This is a genomic window from Jatrophihabitans sp. YIM 134969, assembly GCF_054456675.1.
This window is the reverse complement of sequence record NZ_JBTJEQ010000043.1, coordinates 21,416-41,766: the sequence shown is the minus strand read 5'-3', so window position 1 is coordinate 41,766 and position 20,351 is coordinate 21,416. Positions and strand designations below refer to the sequence as shown.

Below are 20,351 nucleotides of genomic sequence, written 5' to 3'. Positions count from 1 at the left end.
GCCCGCGACGACTCGCTCGCCACCGTGACCGGCTGGATCGCGCCCGCGGCGCTGCGCGCGCTCGCCGCGGCGCCGGGCGTGCGGTCGGCGTCGGAGGTGCTCACCCCGATGACCGCGACCGACCCGGCCGGGACCGGCCCGGGCGCGACGGACACGAGCCTCGCCGCCGCGGCCTGCAGCCCGGTCGTCGACGAAGCCGACACCCAGCTCAAGGCCGCCCGCGCCCGCAGCACCTACGGTGTCGACGGCACCGGCGTGACGGTCGGCGTGCTGTCGGACTCCTACGACCGCGACACCGCCGACACCCGCTCGGCCGCGCAGGACGTCGCCTCCGGTGACCTGCCCGGTGCGGCGAACCCCTGCGGCCGGACCTCGAACGTCCGCGTGCTCGACGACAGCGCGAGCGGCGGCGGTGCCGACGAGGGCCGGGCCATGCTGCAGCACGTCCACGACCTCGCGCCCGGGTCGCAGCTGGCGTTCGCCACCGCGTTCAACGGCCTCACCTCGTTCGCCGCCAACATCAAGGCCCTCGCCAACATCGGCGCGAAGGTGATCTCCGACGACGTCACCTACTTCAACGAACCGTTCTTCCAGCAGGGGCCGGTCGACGCCGCGATCGCGACCGTGAAGGCCCAGGGCGTGAACTTCTTCAGCTCGGCCGCCAACAACAACACGCGGGTGAACGGGCTCGACGTCGGGTCCTACGAGGCGCCGGCCTTCCGTCCGAGCACCACGTGCGGGGCGGGTCTCGGCTGCCACGACTTCAACGCGGGCACGGCTGTGGACAACAGCTACGGCTACGCCGTGCCGGCCGGGTCCGCCGTCGCGATCGACCTGCAGTGGGACCAGCCGTGGTACGGCGTGACCACCGACCTCGACATCCTGCTGACCGACGCGCAGGGCAACGTCATCGCGTCGTCGACGAACGACAACCGCACCACCCAGCAGCCGTACGAGTTCGTCCGCTGGGCCAACACCACCGGTGTCGACACGGCGGTGTTCGCCTTCATCGTCAAGGTGGCCGGTTCCGCGAACCCCCGGCTCAAGACCGTCGAGTTCGGCAACGGTGCCCGGATCAGCGACGTCGAGTACCGCAAGCCCACCGGCAACGACATCGTCGGCCCGCAGATCTTCGGCCACAACGGCGGCCCCAACGTCGTCAGCATGGCGGCGGTGCCCTACAACGACTCCACGAGGCCCGAGACCTTCTCCTCGCCGGGCCCGGTGACGCTGTACCACGGCCCGGTGAAGGGCACGACGCCCGCGCCGGCGCTGGCCACCAAGCAGAAGCTCGCGAAGCCCGACGTCGCGGCCACCGACGGCGCGGCCACGACCTTCTTCGCGCAGCTGGTCGGCTCGACCTGGCGGTTCTACGGCACCTCGGCCGCGTCGCCGCACGCCGCCGCCGTCGCCGCCCTGGTCCGCGACGCCGACCCGACCCTCACCCCCTCCCAGGTCGCGTCACTGCTGCGCAGCACGGCGTCGTCGATCGCGAACGGCACGGTCAAGCGCACCGGAGCCGGGTTGGTGAACGCGCTCAAGGCGGTGGCGGGCGCCACCGGCTGACCTGCTCGCTCGGAGTTCCACCGTCCGGGTCCGACCAGCACGCGGTGGGCCCGGCGGCGGGCGGCCCTGACGGCATCCGAACATCCCGGGTACTTGCGGCTGTACCGACGCGCGTGTGAGGGTGCGGCAGCCGGTCGTCGACCGGCTCACACCTGTCCGCCCGGAAGAAGACGTGGCCCGCCGCATGCCCCTGCACCCCTCCCGCCCGTCCCGCCGCGCGAGGCGCAGCGCGCTCGCGGCGACCACCGCCCTCGTGGCCGGCCTGCTCAGCGCGGTGCTCGTCACGCCGGCGGCCGACGCTGCTCCCGTGGCGCCGGCCGCGCCCGCCGCCGTCACGGTGCCGACGCCTCCGGCGATCAGCTGGTCGAGGTGTGCCGGTGGCCTCGGAGCGGCGGGGGCGCAGTGCGGCTTCGTCACGGTGCCGCTGGACTACAACGACCGCTCGGCCGGGACCATCAAGCTCGCGGTGTCGCGGGTGAAGCACACGACGGCCGCCTACCAGGGCGTCGTGCTCGTCAACCCGGGCGGGCCCGGCGGGTCCGGACTGTCGCTGTCGACGCTGGGCCGGTACGTGCCGAACGGCGTCGGCTCGCAGTACGACTGGATCGGCTTCGACCCGCGCGGCGTCGGGTCCAGCGTGCCGTCGATCCACTGCGACCCGGGCTACTTCGGCTACGACCGACCCGACTACGTCGCCACCACCCCCGGCCTGCAACGCACCTGGCTGAACCGGGCGGCGAACTACTCGCAGGCGTGCGCGACGAACAACGACCTGCGCCTGCTCAACCACGTGACCACCCGCGACAGCGCCCTCGACATGGAGAGCATCCGGCTGGCGCTCGGGCAGAAGCAGATCAACTACTACGGCTTCAGCTACGGCACGTACCTCGGCTCGGTGTACATGAGCCTGTTCCCGCACCACATGCGGCGGGCCGTCCTGGACAGCACCGTCGACCCGCGCCAGGTCTGGTATGCCGCCAACAACTCCCAGGACGTCGCCTTCACCACGACCTCGAAGGCGTTCTTCGCCTGGGTCGCCGCCCACGACGACTTCTTCCACCTCGGCAGCAGCGAGAGCGCGGTCGAGGCGCTGTACTACGGGGTGCTGGACCAGTTGCGCCGCAAGCCGCAGAACGGCGGCAGAGTCGGACCCGACGAGTGGAACGACGCATTCGTCCCGGCCGGCTACTACCAGCTGACCTGGAACAGCGTTGCCCAGATCTTCGTGCAGGCGGTCGTCCACCACGACTTCTCCGGTGTGACCGCCTCGATCGAGGGCCCCACCGACGACGACAACGGGTTCGCGATGTACCTCGCGACCCAGTGCACCGACACCTCGTGGCCGTCGAGTTACACCAACACCTGGAAGCCCGACGCGCTCCGGATCTCGGCCCGCAACCCGTTCCTCACCTGGAGCAACGTCTGGTACAACGCGCCGTGCCTGACCTGGCCCGCCGCGCCGCACACGCCGGTCGAGGTGGACGGCAGCGCGGCCCCGCCGATCCTCATGGTCGACGAGCAGTACGACGCCGCGACCCCGTACGCCGGCAGCGTCGAGGTGCGCAAGCGCTTCCCGAAGGCGAGTCTGATCAAGGTCGTGGGGGGCACCTCGCACGCGGTCACGTTGTTCGGCAACGCGTGCACCGACAACGCGATCGCGAAGTACCTCGCGAACGGCACGCTGCCCACCCGCGTCGCCGGGTCCGGCCCGGACAAGACCTGCCAGCCGCTGCCCGAGCCCACGCCCGGTGCGGGCAAGACGTCCGCCGCGCCGCGCGTCGCCCTCCCGGGTCGCGTGGGCTGACCCGCACGGTCCCGGCGCCCGCCGGCCTCCGCGAGGTCGGCAGGCACCCGGCCGGAGTCGAGCCTCGGAGAGGGTGGACGTCGCCCAGGCACCGGGCCACCCGGGGCGGTACCCCGTCCCCCGGGGGCTCGTTGGCGCGACACGCCGGGGCTCGCGTATGCTGGCCTCCGGGTTGCGGCCTTGCCGTCCTCGCATGCCCCGCTGTGGCCGCGGGGACCGGGGATCGAGTTTCCTCTCGCGGGCGTCCGACCCCATGGTTGCGTGCAGCCACCGTCCACTCCGGTGGGCGGTCCGGCGGTGTGCGCCGCGGCCGGTCCGGATCCCCGGGCCGACCTCGTAGCAGTGTGCAGTTCCTAGGCAAGGGCGGAGGCACGTCAGAGAGTCATGGCGAAGAAGGACGGCGCCATCGAGGTGGAGGGCAAGGTCGTCGAACCGTTGCCCAACGCGATGTTCCGCGTCGAACTGACCAACGGACACAAGGTCCTCGCGCACATCAGCGGCAAGATGCGCCAGCACTACATCCGCATCCTGCCGGAGGACCGCGTCGTGGTGGAGCTCTCGCCGTACGACCTGAACCGCGGCCGCATCGTCTACCGCTACAAGTAGATCCCCGTCAGCTCAGCACCCACCGAAGAAGAACGAGGAGGGCCTCGACCGTGAAGGTCAAGCCCAGCGTCAAGCCCATCTGTGACAAGTGCAAGGTCATCCGCCGGCACGGTCGCGTGATGGTCATCTGCGAGAACCTGCGCCACAAGCAGCGCCAGGGCTGAGTCGCAGCCGTCACGTCCCGCGGGACGTGACACCCCGACGCGCACCGACCCAGGCCGGCACCACGCCGGCCAGCCACCCCGGGATCGAAGGCCCGGGCCCGCTCGACGAGCGGGACGGCGGTGCGCACCACACCTTCGAGCGGATGACGGCATCTGCCCGTGGAACGGCAGCCCGAGTCCGACAGCAGTCAGGAAGAGAACGACACGCATGGCACGTCTCTCCGGCGTCGACCTCCCCCGCGACAAGCGGCTGGAAGTTGCGCTCACCTACATCTACGGCGTGGGGCGCACCCGCGCGGCCCAGGCCCTCGCGGCCACGGGCGTCAGCCCGGACCTGCGGGTCCGCGACATGACGGAGAGCGACACGACCGCTCTCCGCGAGTACATCGACGCGCACTTCCAGGTCGAGGGTGACCTGCGGCGCGAGGTGGCGGCCGACATCCGTCGCAAGATCGAGATCGGCTGCTACCAGGGCATCCGCCACCGCCGCGGCCTGCCGGTGCACGGTCAGCGCACCAAGACCAACGCCCGCACCCGCAAGGGCCCCAAGAAGACCATCGCCGGCAAGAAGAAGGCGGGTAAGAAGTAATGCCTCCGCAGAAGCGCGCCGCTGGCGCCAAGAAGATCCGCCGCCGCGAGAAGAAGAACGTCGCGCACGGTCACGCCCACATCAAGAGCACCTTCAACAACACCATCGTGTCGATCACCGACCCCGCGGGCAACGTGATCAGCTGGGCCTCGGCCGGACACGTCGGGTTCAAGGGCTCGCGCAAGTCGACCCCCTACGCCGCGCAGCAGGCCGCCGAGTCCGCCGCGCGCAAGGCGCAGGAGCACGGCATGAAGAAGGTCGACGTCTTCGTCAAGGGTCCGGGCTCCGGCCGGGAGACCGCCATCCGTTCGCTGCAGGCCACGGGCCTCGAGGTCGGGATCATCTCCGACGTCACGCCCCAGCCGCACAACGGCTGCCGTCCGCCCAAGCGCCGTCGCGTCTGACGCCCGAGACCTGAGGAAGAGGAACAGTCATGGCCCGGTACACCGGCCCCGCGACGCGCGTCTCGCGTCGTCTGAACGTCGACCTGGTGGGGGGCGACAAGAGCTTCGAGCGTCGTCCGTACCCGCCCGGTCAGCACGGCCGCTCGCGCATCAAGCAGAGCGAGTACCTCCTGCAGCTGCAGGAGAAGCAGAAGGCCAAGCACAGCTACGGCGTGCTGGAGAAGCAGTTCGCGCGCTACTACGAGGAAGCCGTGCGTCGCCAGGGCAAGACCGGTGACGTCCTGCTGCAGATCCTCGAGTCGCGGCTCGACAACGTCGTGTACCGCGCGGGCCTCGCCCGCACCCGGCGCGCGTCGCGTCAGCTCGTGAGCCACGGCCACTTCCTGGTCAACGGCTCGAAGGTCGACATCCCCAGCTACCGCGTGAGCCAGTTCGACGTCATCGACGTCCGGCCCAAGAGCCTGGACACGACGCCGTTCGAGCTCGCCAAGGCCACCTACGGTGACCGTCCGGTCCCCGCGTGGCTGCAGGTCGTGCCGAACAGCCTGCGCATCCTCGTGCACCAGTTGCCCGAGCGCGCGCAGATCGAGATCCCGCTGCAGGAGCAGCTGATCGTCGAGCTCTACTCCAAGTGATCCACCGCGTCGCTCGCCGCGCCGTCCTCGTCTGAGGCGGCGTGGCGGCGGCGCGCACAACTGAACACCTCACCCCGGACGTCATATGGCGGTCGTCCGAACCCACGAAGGAGCACCACCTGTGCTGATCTCCCAGCGCCCCACCCTGTCCGAGGACGTCCTGGCCGACAACCGGTCCAAGTTCGTCATCGAGCCGCTCGAGCCCGGCTTCGGCTACACGCTCGGCAACTCCCTGCGTCGCACCCTGCTCTCGTCGATCCCCGGCGCGGCCGTGACCAGCATCCGCATCGACGGCGTGCTGCACGAGTTCACGACCGTCGAGGGCGTCAAGGAAGACGTCACCGACATCATCCTGAACCTCAAGGAGCTCGTCGTGAGCTCCGAGAGCGACGAGCCCGTCGTCATGTACCTGCGCAAGCAGGGCCCGGGCGAGGTCACCGCGGCGGACATCGCGCCGCCCGCGGGCGTCACGATCCACAACCCGGACCTCGCGATCGCGACCATCAACACCAAGGGCCGGCTCGAGATCGAGCTGGTCGTCGAGCGCGGCCGCGGCTACGTCACCGCCGCGCAGAACCGGCAGCCGGGTCAGGAGATCGGGCGCATCCCGATCGACTCGATCTACTCGCCGGTCCTCAAGGTCACGTACGCCGTCGAGGCGACGCGTGTCGAGCAGCGCACCGACTTCGACCGCCTGGTCGTCGACGTCGAGACCAAGAACTCGCTGACCCCGCGCGACGCCGTCGCGTCGGCCGGCCACACGCTGGTCGAGCTGTTCGGCCTGTTCCGCGAGCTCAACGACGAGGCCGAGGGCATCGACGTCGGGCCGAGCCCGGCCGAGGTCGCCGACATCGCCGCGTTCTCGATGCCGATCGAGGAGCTCGACCTCACCGTCCGCTCCTACAACTGCCTCAAGCGCGAGGGCATCCACACCGTGGGTGAGCTCGTCGGACGCAGCGAGGCGGACCTGCTCGACATCCGCAACTTCGGCAGCAAGTCGATCGACGAGGTCAAGGTCAAGCTCGCCGGCCTCGGCCTCGCGCTCAAGGACAGCCCGCCCGGATTCGAGCTGTCGCAGTCGGTCGACAACTACGGCTCGGACTTCGAGGGTGGCGAGTTCGCCGCGACCGAGGACGACGGCACCGACTACGCCGAGACCGAGCAGCTCTGACCTCCTCCCGCCGGCCCGGCACCACGCCGGGCCGGCGGGTCACCCACCCCACACACGACCGACGAACCGGAAGCGACTGATCCGATGCCCACTCCCACGAAGGGCGCCCGCCTCGGCGGTGGCCCCGCGCACGAGCGGCTGATGCTGGCGAACCTCGCCACCTCGCTGTTCACGCACGACCGCATCACCACCACCGAGACCAAGGCCAAGCGGATGCGTCCGCTGGTCGAGCGTCTGATCACCTTCGCCAAGAAGGGCGATCTGCACGCGCGTCGCCAGGTGATGACGGTGATCCGGGACAAGGACGTCGTGCACAAGCTGTTCGCCGAGATCGGCCCGAAGTACGAGGCCCGCCCGGGCGGCTACACCCGCATCGTCAAGGTCGGCCCGCGCAAGGGCGACAACGCCCCCATGGCGGTCATCGAGCTGGTCGAGGAACTGTCCGACGCCGCCAAGACCGTCCGTGAGGCCGAGCGCGCCCGCGGCACCAAGTCCGCGCCGCGCAAGGCCGCCACCGGCCGCACGCGCGAGATCGCCGAGGACGCCGCCGCCGAGTCGCCGACCGCCGCCGCGGTCGCCGCCGACGCGGACGCCTCCGAGGAGACCGCGCCCGCCGGTGAGGCCGTCGAGATCAACGAGACGACCGACACCACCGACGACGCCGCGGCCGACGCCGACGCCGTGGTCGACGCCCCCGACGACGAGGGCGAGCTGTCCTCGGGCGACGAGAAGAAGGCTGACAGCTGAGCTTCGCGCTCACGCCGACCGAGCCGCAGCGCGGAGGTCCCCACGCCGGGGACCTCCGGCTGCGGCTCGATCTGTCCTACGACGGCACGAACTTCTCCGGCTGGGCGCTGCAACCGGGCCGGCGGACCGTCCAGGACGAGGTGACCCGCGCGGTCGGCACGGTCCTCCGGCTCGACCCCCCGCCGCGGGTGCAGGTGGCCGGGCGCACCGACACCGGGGTGCACGCCACCGGTCAGGTGGCGCACGTCGACGTGCCGGCCCCCGCGTGGTCCGCGCTGACCGCCCGCCCGACCCCGCCGGTGCGTCGACTCGCGGGCGTCCTGCCGCCGGACGTGCGGATCCAGGGGGTCGCCCCGGCCCCGCCGCACTTCGACGCCCGCTTCGGCGCGATCTGGCGGCGCTACCGGTACCGGTTGTGCGACGCCCCCGGCGGCGGTTCGCCGTTGCGCCGCCTGGACACCGCCGACCACCCCCGCTCCCTCGACGACACCGCGATGGACGCCGCGGCCGCCGGCCTGGTCGGGCTGCACGACTTCGCCGCGTTCTGCCGCGCGCGCGAGGGCGCCACGACCGTCCGCGACCTGCAGCAGTGCACGGTGCAACGATCCGGCGACCTGGTCGAGGTCCACGTACGCGCCGACGCCTTCTGCCACTCGATGGTGCGCTCGCTGGTCGGCGCGCTGCTCGCGGTGGGGGAGGGGCGTCGTCCGGTGGAATGGCCGTCGTCGTTGCTCGACCTGCGTGAACGCACCCCCGACATCACCGTCGCCCCCGCCAAGGGGCTCACCCTCCTCGAGGTCGGCTACCCGCCGCCCGAGGAGTACGCCGCCCGCGCCGAGCAGACCCGCGCCCTCCGCGACGCCGTGTGAACCCTGCCATCAACTCGCGACGGGGTCTCAGCTCAAGCCGGAGACGCCGGGGTTGAGCAGGCCGTCGGGGTCGAGGGCGGTCTTGATCTTCTGCTGCAGCGCCATGACCTCGGGGCCGAGTTGGGCCGCCAACCAGTCCTTCTTGAGGTGGCCGACGCCGTGCTCGCCGGTGATGGTGCCGCCGAGGGAGATGGCGAGGTCCATGATCGCGCCGAAGGCGACGCGGGCGCGCTCGACCGCCGCCGGGTCGCCGCGGTCGATGACGATGACCGGATGGGTGTTGCCGTCGCCCGCGTGCGCGACCACCGCGATCTCGACGTCGTGCTCGGTCGACAGCGCCGCGATGCCGGTCAGCAGGTCGGGCAGCTTCGGCACCGGTACGCCGGTGTCCTCGAGCAGGTTGACGCCGCGGCGTTCCAGCGCCACCAGCGCGAGTCGCCGGGCGGCCACGAGCGACTCGCCCTCGACCTCGTCGGTCGTCGAGTAGACCTCGGCGGCGTCGGCGTCCTCGCAGCACGCGGCGATGAGGGCGATCTCGGCCTCGCCACCGGCTCCACCGACGTCGGACCGGGCGATCAGCAGCGCGCCCGCCGACCGGTCGAGGCCCATGGCCGTCATGTCCTCGACGGCGTTGATGGTGACGTTGTCCATCATCTCCAGCATCGAGGGTCGGAGCCGGCTCATGATCGCGACGGTGGCGTCGGCCGCGGCCGTCGTCGTGGGGAACGAGGCCACGAGCGTCGCCGGCACCTGCGGCGCGGGCAGCAGCCGCGACGTCACCTCGGTGACGATCCCCAGCGAGCCCTCGCTGCCGACGAACAGGTCCTTCAGCGACAACCCGGCGACGTTCTTCACCAACGGCGCGCCCAGGCGCACGACCGTGCCGTCGACCAGCACGACCTCCAACGCCAGCAGGAAGTCGCGGGTGACGCCGTACTTCACGCAGCACAGCCCGCCCGCGTTGGTGGCGACGTTGCCACCGATCGAGCACATCTCGAACGAGGACGGGTCCGGCGGGTACCAGAGCCCGTGGTGGGCCGCGGCCGCCTTGACGTCGGTGTTGAGGGCGCCCGGCTGGGCGACGGCGATCCGCAGCGCCGGGTCGACGGTCACGGCGGTCATCCGCTCCAGCGACAGCGTGATCGCCCCCGCGATGCCCCGCGAGCCGCCGGACAGTGACGTCCCGGCCCCGCGCGGCACGACCGGCACCCGGTGTCGCGACGCCCAGGCCATCACCGCGGACACCTCGGCGGTCGTGCGCGGCCGCACCACGGCGAGCGGGGTCTCGCAGGCGGGGTCGTGCGACCAGTCCCACCGGTACTGCTCGAGCGTCGCCGCCTCGGTGGTCACGATGTCCGCGGGGAGTTCCGCGAGGGCGTCGGTGGGTGTCGCGGTGGTCGTCACGCCCCGAGTCTCAGCCAGCCGGCGGTGACAGGCAAGAAAACGCAAGCGATCGGCAAGGCGTCTCTCCTAACCTCGTGGCCATGGGCGGCAGCATCGAGGTCAACGGCGTACGACGAGTCCTCCCCGACGGCCGGGTGCTGTTCGACGACGTCCGGTTCCGGGTCGGCGAGGGCGCGAAGGCGGCGTTGGTCGGCGCGAACGGCGCGGGCAAGACGACGTTGCTGCGGATCATGGCGGGCGACGACGCCCCCGACGCCGGCAGCGTGCACGTGTCGGGCGGCAACGGCCGGGCCGCGGTGATGCGGCAGTTCATCGGGTCGGTGCGCGACGAGACGACGGTCGAGCAGTTCCTCGCGAGCCTCGCCGACCCCGCCGCCCGGGCGGCGTGGGACGAGTTGCAGGCGTCCGAACTCGCGCTGATGGAGGTCGACGACGAGCCCACCCAGCTCCGGTACGCCCACGCGATCACCGCCTGGGGCGAGGCGCACGGCTACGACCTCGAGGTGCTGTGGGACACCGTCACGGTCGCCGCACTCGGGCTGCCGTTCACGACGGCCAAGTACCGCGAGATCCGCACGCTGTCCGGCGGCGAGCAGAAGCGCCTCGCCCTGGAGCTGCTGCTGCGTGGACCCGAGCAGGTGCTTCTGCTCGACGAGCCCGACAACTACCTCGACGTCCCTGGCAAGCGGTGGCTGGAGGAACGCCTGGTCGAGACGGGCAAGACCGTGCTGTTCGTCAGCCACGACCGCGAGCTGCTGGCGCGGGTGGCGACCCGCGTCGTCACGGTCGAGGGCGGAACGGCCTGGACGCACGGCGGCGGGTGGGCGAGCTACCCCGCGGCCCGCACCGCGCGCCACGAGCGGATGGCCGAGCTGCTGCGCCGCTGGGAGGAGGAGCACCAGCGGCTCATCGACCTGGTCCAGACGCTCAAGGTGCAGGCCAAGATCTCCGAGGTCATCGCGGTGAAGTACCGGGTCCAGGCGGCCCGGTTGGAGCGGTACGAGGCCGCCGGCCCGCCGCCCGCCCCGCCCGAGGGGCAGAAGGTGACGATGCGGCTGCGCGGTGGTCGCACCGGCAAGCGGGCGATCCGCTTCGAGAACCTCGCCCTACCGCAGCTCGACCCGCCGGTCCGGCCGTTCAGCCTCGAGCTGTTCTTCGGCGAGCGGGTCGCGCTGCTGGGCGGCAACGGCGCCGGCAAGAGCCACATCCTCCGTCTGCTCGCGGGCGACGACGTGCCGCACGAGGGTGAGGTGTCGCTCGGTGCGCGGGTCGTGCCCGGCATGTTCGCCCAGACCCACGCCCATCCCGAGTGGTTCGACCGCACGCTGGTCGACCTGCTGTGGCACGGCGACGGTGCCGCCGACGGGCGTCGGGGCGTCGACCGGGGCAAGGCCATGGCCGTCCTCAACCGGTACGGCCTGCGCGACCAGGGCGACCAGACCTTCGCGACCCTGTCCGGGGGGCAGCAGGCCCGCTTCCAGGTCCTGCTGCTCGAGCTCGCGGGTTCCACCCTGCTGCTGCTCGACGAGCCGACCGACAACCTCGACGTCGGCAGCGCCGACGCCCTGGAGGAGGGTCTCGCGGGCTTCGAGGGCACGGTCGTGGCCGTCACCCACGACCGCTGGTTCGCGCGGGGGTTCGACCGGTTCCTGCTGCTCGACCGCGACGGCACGGTGCGCGAGACGACCGAGCCGGAGTTCGGCGACGTGTAGTCGGGGTCGACCGGCTCACCCGGTCAGGCGGGGACCTTGCGGCCGGGCAGCAGGCGGATCGCGGCACCGGTGACCACGCCGGTCCCGCGGGAGCCGTAGAAGCCCGTGCCGCCGTCGGTGAGGATCGCCGCGGTGTAGCGGTCGCCCTGCAGGAACCCGGTGCTGTGCAGTCGGCTGCGCGACTCCAGGCAGCACATCCAGCCCTGCTTGACCTTCCAGCCGCTCGTGGCGCTGGGGAGGCCGAACCACTGGTTCCAGCCGTCGGAGGCGTACTGGGCGGCGTGGGCCATCGCGTTGCTCAGCCACGGCCCGACGGCCGGATCCGCCTTCACGGCCGCGTAGAACCGCACCATCGCCGTCGCGGTGACCTGGGTCAGGCCCCACCACCCGGCCTGGCTGGGGTGGCCGAGGCCGGTGATCCCGTACCGCGACCGCACCCAGTCGGTGACGCCCGCTCCGCCCGCCCGCGGCCACAGCTGGGTCGCGGCGCTGTCGTCGGACAGCGTGACCATGCGGGTCATGAGGTTCGCGGTGGCGGGGTCCGCCTGGGCTCCCGACGACAGCAGCCGGGCCGCGATGAACACCTTGACCAGCGAGGCCGAGGCGTACGGGGAGTTCACGTCGCCCGCGGTGTAGAGCAGCCCGGTGGTCCGGTCGAGGACCGCGACCGCCGTCCGTTCGCCCTGGGCCGCGCCGAAGGCCGCGGCCGCCGCGACCGACGCCGTGAGCCCGGCCGAGCGGGCCCAGACCGACCAGGTGGCCGCACCCCGCGCGTCGCGCAGGACCAGGTGGCCGTCGTCCTGGACCGCGAGGCTCCCGCCGGTCCGGCCGGGCGTGCGTGACGTCCAGCTCGCCGTGCCGGCGGTGGTCCGCAGCACGAGGTTGCCGTCGGTCTGGACCTGCAGGTCCGAGGGCGTCCGCCCGGCGGTGCCCGACGTCCAGGCGGCGCCTCCCGGTCCGCGCAGCACCAGGTTGCCGTCGGCCTGCAGCGTGAGCGAGTAGGTCCGCGAGGCCGACACGATCGCCTCACCCGGCAGCAGGCGGGTCCCGACGGGCAGCGCGGCGGGCGGGGTCGGCGTGCCCCAGACGGTGGACCCGCCGGGGGCGAGGACGACCAGGCGGCCCCCGGCGACACGGGCGGTCGCACCGGTCCGGCCGGCGCTGCCCGACGCCCAGACGCTCCGGGAGTCGGCGGCGCGGAGCACGAGGTTGCCGTCGGGCTGCTGGACGAGTCGGCCGTCCGGCACCCCGGCACGGACGGTCCAGAGCGTGCGGCCCGGCCCGGTCAGGCTGAGGTCGCCCGCGGTCGTGAACGTGAGCGTGTACCGCCGGTCGGTCGAGACCAACCGCTCGCCGGCGAGCATCCACTCGCCCGAGCCGAGGGACGCGCCCGGCGTGGCGGTGTGCCAGACCACCCGTCCGGCGGCGTCACGCAACGCCAGGTCGCCGTCGTCGCCGACCGCGAGCTGACGGGCGCCCACGTTGCCCGTGCTCCACCGCGCGCGTCCGGTGCCGTCGCGCAGGACCAGGTTGCCTTCGGGCTGCAGGACCAGCCGGCTGCCGTCGCCCGTGCCCGCGGTGTGGGTCTGCCACAGCATCCGCCCCGGGCCGGTGAGGGTGAGGTTGCCGTCCGTCCCGACCGTGAGTCGGTGCAGGCCGGCGGGGGCCGTGAGCGACCCGCCCGTCGGCAGGGTCTCACCGGCGGCGAGGGTCGTGCGGGGCGCGGCCTGGGCCGGGGCCGCGACGAGCAGCCCGGAGAGCATCGCCGCGGCGAGGACGAGGGCGCGAGCGGGCAGGCGGCGGCGGGCGGGGGAGGACAGCACGACGACCTCGGGCACCGGCGTCGAGGACGGCTGGGTCTCAACCGGGGGGTGGACGGCGCGAACACGACCCTAACCCGACCAAGACGTACCAACCCGGCGGAACCGCAGATGGGGCCGGCGGGGCAGGCACGGTCAGGGGCAGGTGACCGACAACGACGCCGCCGATTCGTTGCCCGCGCCGGTCCAGGAGACGGTCCCTCCGGCTCTCGGTGTGGGGACGGCCGCTCCGGCGAGCACGCTGCCGTCGAGCGGGGGCAGGCCGTCGACGCTCACGACGCCGGTGGCCGTCGCCAACGTGAGGGTGCCGGGCGCGCCGCCCCCGGTCGGTGTGGCGGTCCCGGTGACCGTGGTGGCGCTGCAGCGCACGTCGGTCACCGGGTACGTCACCTGGCCGGCCCCGGCGACCGCGATCGCGAACGTCCCCGGTGGTGCCGGGGGTGTGGCCGGACCGGAGGTCACGGGCAGGGAGCCCGGCGTCGACGACCCCGTGGACGGAGCGGGTGAGGGAGGGGGTGGCGCGGTGGTCGCGGCGGACGGTGTGGTGCCCGACGGTGGGGTCGACGCGGCCGAGGACGACGGGTCCGACGTGGCCCGGTCGCACGCCGCGACGACCGCGACGGTGAGCGCGGCGAGGACGGGGAACGCGGCGCGACGCGGACCGGACATGTCCGGCAGACTAGACAGAAGGGACCGGGGAGGGGCCGACTTTGCCGGGCTCGGCGCCCGACCGGTACAGTGGCCCGTTGGTGCCCGGCGACGGGCACTGCAGCCTGCGTGCACTGCCCGGCCTCCACGGCCGTCGGCCCGCGCCGGGCGCGTCAGCAGACCGAAGTCCGTCCACCGGAAGCCGTGAGGAACACCGCTGTGCCGAGCACCAAGACGACCACCACGCCGAAGCCGGCGGACATCACGCGCCACTGGCTCGTGATCGACGCCAACGAGATCGTGCTGGGCCGGCTGGCCAGCCACGCGGCCCACCTGCTGCGCGGCAAGCACAAGCCGTACTTCGCGCCCCACGTCGACACCGGTGACTTCGTCGTCATCGTCAACGCCGACAAGGTCGCGGTCTCCCCGAGCAAGCTCGGCGAGTTCCGCTACCGCCACTCGGGCTACCCGGGCGGGCTGTCCAAGCGCACCGTCGGTGAGCTGCTCGAGACCCGTCCGGAGAAGCTCGTCGAGCTCGCGGTCAAGGGCATGCTCCCGAAGAACACGCTCGGTCGCGCCCAGCTGAAGAAGCTCAAGGTCTACGCCGGCCCGGAGCACCCCCACGCCGCGCAGCAGCCCCAGTCGTACGAGATCACCCAGATCGCCCAGCAGCCGGTGTCGCAGGTCGGCTGACGCCGCCCGCCGACCGCCACCGAGACCAGACAGTCCAGGAGAACAGCACAGTGACCAGCTTCGCCGCCCCCGTCGTCGGCCGCCGCAAGGAGGCCGTCGTCCGCGTCCGCCTCGTGCCCGGCACCGGCCAGTTCAAGCTCAACGGCCGCGACCTCGAGTCGTACTTCCCGAACAAGGTGCACCAGCAGCTCATCAAGGAGCCGTTCGTGACCCTCGAGCGGGCTGACACCTTCGACGTCATCGCCACCCTCAAGGGCGGCGGCATCACCGGTCAGGCGGGCGCCCTGCGCCTCGGCATCTCGCGGGCGCTCATCGCCCTCGAGCCCGACGACCGTCCCGCGCTGAAGAAGGCGGGCTTCCTCACCCGCGACCCGCGGGTCAAGGAGCGCAAGAAGTACGGCCTGAAGAAGGCCCGCAAGGCTCCGCAGTACTCCAAGCGCTGACGCGCGGCGTGGCGGTTCCCACCGTGCCCCCCACGGGGGTCCCCCTCGCGCGCTTCGGCACCGACGGCGTCCGGGGCGTCGCCGGCCGTGAGCTCACGGCCGGCTTGGCGCTCGACGTCGCCGCGGCGGCGGTCGAGGTCCTCGCGGCCGAGGTCGAGCGTCCGCTCGTCCTCGTCGGCCGCGACACCCGCCCGAGCGGGCCCATGCTCGAGGCGGCCACGGTCGCGGGACTGCTGTCGTCCGGCGCGCGCGTGGTCACCCTGGGCGTGCTGCCGACCCCCGCGGTCGCGCACCTCACCCAGCTCTACGGCGCGCACCTCGCGGTGATGCTGTCGGCCAGCCACAACCCGATGCCCGACAACGGCATCAAGCTGTTCGGGCCCGGTGGCCGCAAGCTCACCGACGCCCAGGAACGTGCGATCGAGGCCGCGCTCGACACGCCGCGCCGCGAGGTCACCGGTGCCGAGGTCGGCAGCGTCACCGACGGCCGGGCCGCGGCCGCCGAGCACTACCTCGCCCACCTCCGGGAGGTCGGCCGGGCCGACCTCACCGGGATGCGGATCGTCGTCGACTGCGCGCACGGCGCGGCATCGGTCCTCGCGCCCGCGGCGTACCGCCAGGCCGGCGCGGACGTCGTCGTCATCGGCGCGGACCCCGACGGCGTCATCAACGACGGCGTCGGCTCGACCCACCTCGACCACCTCGCCCAGCGGGTCGTCGCCGAGGGTGCGGATCTCGGCATCGCCCACGACGGCGACGCCGACCGCTGCCTCGCCGTCGCGGCCGACGGCTCGGTGGTCGACGGTGACCAGATCCTCGCGTTGTGCGCCGTCGCCCTGAAGGACCAGGGCCGGCTGATCGACGACACCGTGGTCGCCACCGTGATGAGCAACCTCGGGTTCCACCACGCCATGCGTGACGCCGGGATCGAGGTCGTCACCACCGCGGTCGGTGACCGCTACGTGCTCGAGGTCCTCGAGCAGCGCGGGCTGGAACTCGGTGGCGAGCAGAGCGGGCACATCGTGTTCACCGACGCCGCCACCACCGGCGACGGCCTGCTCACCGCCCTGCGGCTCATGGCCCACGTCGCCCGTGCCGGGCGTCCCCTCGGCGAGCTCGCCGGCATCGTGCAGCGGCTGCCGCAGGTCCTGCTCAACGTGCGCGTCCGCGACCGCGAGCAGGTGTCGGGCTCGCCCGCCGTCGGCGCGGCCGTCGCCGAGGCCGAGGCCGCCCTCGGTGACGACGGCCGGGTCCTGCTCCGCCCGTCCGGCACCGAACCGGTCGTCCGGGTGATGGTCGAGGCGCCCACCGACACCCAGGCCCGCCGGGTCGCCGAGTCGATCGCCGAGGTCGTTGCGAGCGTCTGAGCGCACTCCGCGGTCGGCTCTGGTGGACGGTGCAACGTTTCCGGTCGGACCCGGTGGGTACGGTTCCTGCGTGACCGACCGCGACCGTGCCGACGACGACGCGCAGGTCCCGGAGAACGCCGACGCGCCGGTCGCACCCGAGAGCGCGGACCTCCCGGCCGACGGCTCGGTTCCGCCCGGGGTCTCGTCCCCGCCGCCGCGTGGCAAGCCCTCCGAGCAGGTCGCCTGGTCGCTGCGGGTCTCGGCCGAGTGGGCGGTGCGCATCCTGATCGTCGGGGTGCTGCTCTACTTCGTGCTCAAGGCCTACCAGGCCGTGCACCTGGTCGCGTTCTCGTTCCTCATCGGGGTGCTCATCGCCGCGGTGCTGCGTCCGGTGCACGAGTTCCTCATGCACAAGGCGCGCTTCCCCCCGGCGCTCGCGGCGCTCACCTCGGTGCTGCTCGCGCTGGTGGTGCTCTCGGGTGTCGGGTACTTCGTGGCCGATCAGATCAGCTCGAACGCCAACGAACTCGGCGACCAGCTCTCGCAGAGCGTCGAGGAGATCCGCGACTGGCTGGTGAGCGGCCCGTTCCACCTGCAGGAGTCCGACCTCAACAGCCTCTCCGACCGGATCACCAAGGCCATCCAGGAGAACCAGTCCGAGATCGCGTCGGGCCTGGTCGACACCGTGAAGAGCGTGGCCGAGGCGCTGTCGGGCGTCCTGCTGGTCATCCTCACGTCGTTCTTCCTCGTCAAGGACGGCGAGAAGATCTGGAAGTGGCTGCTGTCGATGCTGCCGCGGGCCGCCCGGCCGCGGGTCGACCTCGCGGGCAGCCGCAGCTGGCACACCCTCGGCGGCTACGTCCGCGGGCAGGTCACGATCGCGCTGTTCCACGCGATCACGATCACCATCGCGCTGTTCGCGTTCCGGGTCCCGCTCGCGGCGCCGCTCGGCGTGCTCGTGTTCATCTTCTCGTTCATCCCGGTGATCGGCATGATCATCGCGGGCAGCCTCGCCACCATCATCACGCTGCTCGAGCACGGGTTGTTCACCGCCGTGATCATCGCGGCGATCGTGGTGGCGCTGGTGCAGTTGGAGAGTCACGTCCTGCAGCCGCTCATCATGAGCCGGGCGGTCGAGGTGCACCCGCTGGCGGTGGTGCTGGCGGTGCTCGCCGGCACCAAGCTCGACGGTGTCGCGGGCGCCCTGCTCGCCGTCCCGTTGGTCGCGGTCGGCAACACGGCGTTCAAGGCGCTGCACGGGGTGGCGATCGACGACCGCCCGGTGCGGATCCCGCGCCCGCGGATGCGACGCCCGAAGTCCCGCAACACCACCGTCACCCCACCGCCGCCTCCGCCCACCGCGTAGCGCGCGTCCCGGGGTGGGCCCGCTCACGCCCTACCCTTGACCCTCGTGTGCGGCATCGTGGGGTACCTGGGACCGAGGCCGGCGCTGGACGTCATCGTCGACGCCCTGCGCCGCATGGAGTACCGCGGCTACGACTCCGCCGGCGTCGCGGTCCTGCCGTGGAACCTCGACGGCAGCCTCCCCGCTGGCGGCCCGATCCAGGTCGCCAAGAAGGCCGGGCGGATCGAGAACCTCGACAAGCTCATCGCCGAACTCGGCCCCGAGCACCTCGCCGGGACCGTCGGCATCGGCCACACCCGCTGGGCCACCCACGGGGCGCCCAACGACCGCAACGCCCACCCGCACCTCGACGCCGCCGGCCGGGTCGCGGTGATCCACAACGGGATCATCGAGAACTTCGCGCCGCTGCGGGCCGAGTGCGAGGCCGCGGGCGTCGAGTTCGAGAGCGAGACCGACACCGAGGTCGTCGCCCAGCTGCTGGGCCGCGCGGTCGCGGCCGGCGCCACCCTCGTCGAGGCGATGCAGGCGGTGTGCCGACGCCTGCAGGGTGCGTTCACGCTCGTGGTGCTCGACCGCGACCAGCCCGACGTCATCGTCGCGGCCCGTCGCAACTCCCCGCTGATCCTCGGCATCGGCGACGGCGAGATGTTCCTCGGCAGCGACGAGACGGCCTTCATCCCGTTCACCCGCCGCGCGGTCGCGATCGGGCAGGACGAGGTCGTCGAGCTCACCGCGGGCGGCTACCGGGTGACCACGTTCGACGGCCTGGAGGTCGACGGGCGTCCCTACACCGTCGACTGGGACCTCGAGGCCGCCGAGAAGGGCGGCTACCCGTACTTCATGCTCAAGGAGATCGAGGAGCAGCCCGACGCCGTCGCCGACACGCTCCGCGGTCACCTGGTCGACGGTCACATCGTGCTCGACGAGTCCCGCCTGGACGTCCAGACGCTGCGCGACGTCGACAAGGTGTTCGTCGTCGCCTGCGGCACCGCCTACCACTCCGGGATGATCGCCAAGCAGGCCATCGAGCACTGGACCCGCATCCCGGTCGAGGTCGAGATGGCCTCGGAGTTCCGGTACCGCGACCCGGTGCTCGACCGGCAGACTCTCGTCGTCGCGATCAGCCAGTCCGGCGAGACTGCCGACACCCTCGAGGCCGTCCGTCACGCCCGCGACCAGCGCGCCACCACGCTCGCGATCTGCAACCGCAACGGTGCCCAGATCCCGCGCGAGTCCGACGCCGTCCTCTACACGCACGCGGGGCCGGAGATCGGGGTCGCCGCGACCAAGACCTACACCTCGCAGATCGCCGCGACCCTGCTGGTCGGCCTCGCGCTCGCGCAGGCCCGCGGCACCAAGTACGGCGACGAGATCCAGCGTGAGTACGACGCCCTGGCCGCGGTCCCCCTCGCGATCAGTGAGGTGCTCGAGACCAACGAACAGGTCCGCGGGATCGCCCGGGAGATCGCGGGCAGCAAGGCGGTGCTGTTCATCGGGCGCCACGTCGGCTACCCGGTCGCGCTCGAGGGCGCGCTCAAGCTCAAGGAACTGGCCTACATGCACGCCGAGGGGTTCCCGGCGGGCGAGCTCAAGCACGGGCCGATCGCGCTGCTCGAGGACGGCCTGCCGGTCGTGGTGATCATGCCGTCGCCGACCGGTCGGCCGCTGCTGCACCAGAAGATGCTCTCGAACATCGCCGAGGTCCGGGCACGCGGCGCCAAGACCGTGGTCATCGCCGAGCGGGGCGACACCGCCGCCGCCACGCACGCGGCGCACCTGATCGAGGTGCCACGGGTGCCGACCCTGCTGACGCCGATGGTCACCTCGATCCCGCTGCAGGTGCTCGCCGCTGAGATCGCCCAGGCGCGCGGGTTCGACGTCGACAAGCCCCGCAACCTCGCCAAGTCCGTCACGGTCGAGTAGCGCCCGCGTGGCGGTCATCGGCGTCGGGCTCGACGTCGTCCCGGTCGAACGGTTCGCGCTGGCGCTGCACCGGACCCCGTCGATGCTGACGCGGCTGTTCACGGAGGCCGAGCGCACGACCCCGCACGGGGAGCCGCGGGGCGCCGAGTCGCTCGCGGCCCGCTTCGCCGCCAAGGAGGCGCTGGTCAAGGCGCTCGGCCGGCCCGGAGTGGGGGAGTGGACCGACGTGCAGGTCGACACCGACGACGTCGGACGCCCGGTGCTCACGGTGAGCGGCGCGGTCGCCGAGCACGCGGCCGCCAGGGGGATCGCCCACTGGCACGTCTCGCTCTCCCACGACGGCGGCATCGCCTCGGCTGTCGTGATCGCCGAGTCCTGACCTCGCGCGTGGCGCGGACATCGTTCCCCGACGTCGTTCCCGAACCGGGACTCGAAACT

General features: G+C 72.4%; 20 protein-coding genes. 17 read left to right on the top strand and 3 right to left on the bottom strand.

The annotated features are described in order from the left end of the window. The 10 genes from ACXR2U_RS18910 to truA form a co-directional block, all read left to right on the top strand. Positions 1 to 1,566: S8 family peptidase (locus tag ACXR2U_RS18910; protein ID WP_458826629.1), on the top strand; the 1,566-nt coding region annotated here is incomplete at its 5' end. Between the two features lie 184 nt (positions 1,567 to 1,750). Beyond that, entirely contained in the window at positions 1,751 to 3,370 is a 1,620-nt protein-coding gene (locus ACXR2U_RS18905) for an alpha/beta hydrolase (RefSeq protein ID WP_458826628.1), read from the top strand. Between the two features lie 384 nt (positions 3,371 to 3,754). Continuing rightward, complete coding sequence (gene infA / locus ACXR2U_RS18900; protein ID WP_458826627.1) at positions 3,755 to 3,976, top strand: translation initiation factor IF-1; 222 nt, start codon at positions 3,755 to 3,757, stop codon at positions 3,974 to 3,976. Between the two features lie 50 nt (positions 3,977 to 4,026). Continuing rightward, positions 4,027 to 4,140 (top strand): 50S ribosomal protein L36, encoded by a 114-nt coding sequence (gene rpmJ / locus ACXR2U_RS18895; RefSeq protein ID WP_015883600.1) that lies wholly within the window; start codon positions 4,027 to 4,029, stop codon positions 4,138 to 4,140. A gap of 208 nt (positions 4,141 to 4,348) precedes the next feature. After that, positions 4,349 to 4,729, top strand: a complete 381-nt coding sequence (rpsM, locus tag ACXR2U_RS18890; RefSeq protein ID WP_458826626.1) for a 30S ribosomal protein S13 — start codon at positions 4,349 to 4,351, stop codon at positions 4,727 to 4,729. Beyond that, a complete protein-coding gene (gene rpsK, locus ACXR2U_RS18885; protein WP_458826625.1) occupies positions 4,729 to 5,133 on the top strand; it encodes a 30S ribosomal protein S11 in 405 nt (134 codons plus the stop codon). Before rpsM ends, rpsK begins: the two co-directional genes overlap by 1 nt. Before the next feature lie 29 nt (positions 5,134 to 5,162). After that, the gene (gene rpsD, locus ACXR2U_RS18880; RefSeq protein WP_458826624.1) at positions 5,163 to 5,768 is read left to right on the top strand and encodes a 30S ribosomal protein S4; all 606 of its coding nucleotides are present in this window, start codon (positions 5,163 to 5,165) and stop codon (positions 5,766 to 5,768) included. 121 nt (positions 5,769 to 5,889) lie between these two features. Further along, positions 5,890 to 6,939, top strand: a complete 1,050-nt coding sequence (locus ACXR2U_RS18875; protein ID WP_458826623.1) for a DNA-directed RNA polymerase subunit alpha — start codon at positions 5,890 to 5,892, stop codon at positions 6,937 to 6,939. An 84-nt stretch (positions 6,940 to 7,023) separates the two neighbouring features. Beyond that, positions 7,024 to 7,686 carry a 50S ribosomal protein L17 gene (gene rplQ, locus ACXR2U_RS18870; RefSeq protein WP_458826622.1) on the top strand — a complete coding sequence of 221 codons (663 nt, stop codon included), beginning with the start codon at positions 7,024 to 7,026 and terminating at the stop codon, positions 7,684 to 7,686. Continuing rightward, positions 7,683 to 8,555, top strand: coding sequence for a tRNA pseudouridine(38-40) synthase TruA (truA, locus tag ACXR2U_RS18865; RefSeq protein WP_458826630.1), 873 nt, complete (start codon positions 7,683 to 7,685; stop codon positions 8,553 to 8,555). The genes rplQ and truA overlap by 4 nt, the downstream gene beginning before the upstream one ends. A gap of 27 nt (positions 8,556 to 8,582) precedes the next feature. Here truA and ACXR2U_RS18860 read toward each other — a convergent pair whose 3' ends face one another. Next, positions 8,583 to 9,959, bottom strand: a complete 1,377-nt coding sequence (locus ACXR2U_RS18860; protein ID WP_458826621.1) for an FAD-binding oxidoreductase — start codon at positions 9,957 to 9,959, stop codon at positions 8,583 to 8,585. An 80-nt stretch (positions 9,960 to 10,039) separates the two neighbouring features. Here ACXR2U_RS18860 and ACXR2U_RS18855 point away from each other — a divergent pair, with 80 nt between their 5' ends. Next, positions 10,040 to 11,671 carry an ABC-F family ATP-binding cassette domain-containing protein gene (locus ACXR2U_RS18855; RefSeq protein ID WP_458826620.1) on the top strand — a complete coding sequence of 544 codons (1,632 nt, stop codon included), beginning with the start codon at positions 10,040 to 10,042 and terminating at the stop codon, positions 11,669 to 11,671. 23 nt (positions 11,672 to 11,694) lie between these two features. On the opposite strand, the gene ACXR2U_RS18850 is transcribed toward ACXR2U_RS18855, so the two are convergent. Then, the gene (locus tag ACXR2U_RS18850) at positions 11,695 to 13,509 is read right to left on the bottom strand and encodes a hypothetical protein (RefSeq protein ID WP_458826619.1); all 1,815 of its coding nucleotides are present in this window, start codon (positions 13,507 to 13,509) and stop codon (positions 11,695 to 11,697) included. A gap of 117 nt (positions 13,510 to 13,626) precedes the next feature. After that, the gene (locus tag ACXR2U_RS18845; protein ID WP_458826618.1) at positions 13,627 to 14,160 is read right to left on the bottom strand and encodes a hypothetical protein; all 534 of its coding nucleotides are present in this window, start codon (positions 14,158 to 14,160) and stop codon (positions 13,627 to 13,629) included. 198 nt (positions 14,161 to 14,358) lie between these two features. On the opposite strand from ACXR2U_RS18845, the gene rplM reads away from it, so the two are divergent. The 6 genes from rplM to ACXR2U_RS18815 all read left to right on the top strand — a co-directional run bounded on the left by rplM (position 14,359) and on the right by ACXR2U_RS18815 (position 20,292). Then, positions 14,359 to 14,832: a 50S ribosomal protein L13 gene (rplM, locus tag ACXR2U_RS18840; protein WP_458826617.1), complete on the top strand. Its 474-nt coding sequence runs from the start codon at positions 14,359 to 14,361 to the stop codon at positions 14,830 to 14,832. Between the two features lie 50 nt (positions 14,833 to 14,882). Beyond that, positions 14,883 to 15,275 (top strand): 30S ribosomal protein S9, encoded by a 393-nt coding sequence (rpsI, locus tag ACXR2U_RS18835; RefSeq protein WP_458826616.1) that lies wholly within the window; start codon positions 14,883 to 14,885, stop codon positions 15,273 to 15,275. A gap of 23 nt (positions 15,276 to 15,298) precedes the next feature. Next, positions 15,299 to 16,642: a phosphoglucosamine mutase gene (gene glmM, locus ACXR2U_RS18830; protein ID WP_458826615.1), complete on the top strand. Its 1,344-nt coding sequence runs from the start codon at positions 15,299 to 15,301 to the stop codon at positions 16,640 to 16,642. 70 nt (positions 16,643 to 16,712) lie between these two features. Further along, positions 16,713 to 17,990: an AI-2E family transporter gene (locus tag ACXR2U_RS18825; RefSeq protein ID WP_458826614.1), complete on the top strand. Its 1,278-nt coding sequence runs from the start codon at positions 16,713 to 16,715 to the stop codon at positions 17,988 to 17,990. 45 nt (positions 17,991 to 18,035) lie between these two features. Further along, positions 18,036 to 19,913: a glutamine--fructose-6-phosphate transaminase (isomerizing) gene (gene glmS / locus ACXR2U_RS18820; RefSeq protein WP_458826613.1), complete on the top strand. Its 1,878-nt coding sequence runs from the start codon at positions 18,036 to 18,038 to the stop codon at positions 19,911 to 19,913. Positions 19,914 to 19,920: 7 nt separating this feature from the next. Beyond that, on the top strand, positions 19,921 to 20,292 hold the full coding sequence (locus ACXR2U_RS18815) for a holo-ACP synthase (RefSeq protein WP_458826612.1): 372 nt from the start codon (positions 19,921 to 19,923) through the stop codon (positions 20,290 to 20,292). Positions 20,293 to 20,351 lie beyond the last annotated feature (59 nt).

Bases quoted from the DNA above. Each gene is read 5' to 3' on its own strand.
- ACXR2U_RS18905 (WP_458826628.1), top strand. From the start codon at position 1,751: ATGCCCCTGCACCCCTCCCGCCCGTCCCGCCGCGCGAGGCGCAGCGCG.
- rplQ (WP_458826622.1), top strand. From the start codon at position 7,024: ATGCCCACTCCCACGAAGGGCGCCCGCCTCGGCGGTGGCCCCGCGCAC.
- infA (WP_458826627.1), top strand. From the start codon at position 3,755: ATGGCGAAGAAGGACGGCGCCATCGAGGTGGAGGGCAAGGTCGTCGAA.
- rpsD (WP_458826624.1), top strand. From the start codon at position 5,163: ATGGCCCGGTACACCGGCCCCGCGACGCGCGTCTCGCGTCGTCTGAAC.
- ACXR2U_RS18845 (WP_458826618.1), bottom strand. From the start codon at position 14,160: ATGTCCGGTCCGCGTCGCGCCGCGTTCCCCGTCCTCGCCGCGCTCACC.
- rpsK (WP_458826625.1), top strand. From the start codon at position 4,729: ATGCCTCCGCAGAAGCGCGCCGCTGGCGCCAAGAAGATCCGCCGCCGC.
- ACXR2U_RS18855 (WP_458826620.1), top strand. From the start codon at position 10,040: ATGGGCGGCAGCATCGAGGTCAACGGCGTACGACGAGTCCTCCCCGAC.
- rpsM (WP_458826626.1), top strand. From the start codon at position 4,349: ATGGCACGTCTCTCCGGCGTCGACCTCCCCCGCGACAAGCGGCTGGAA.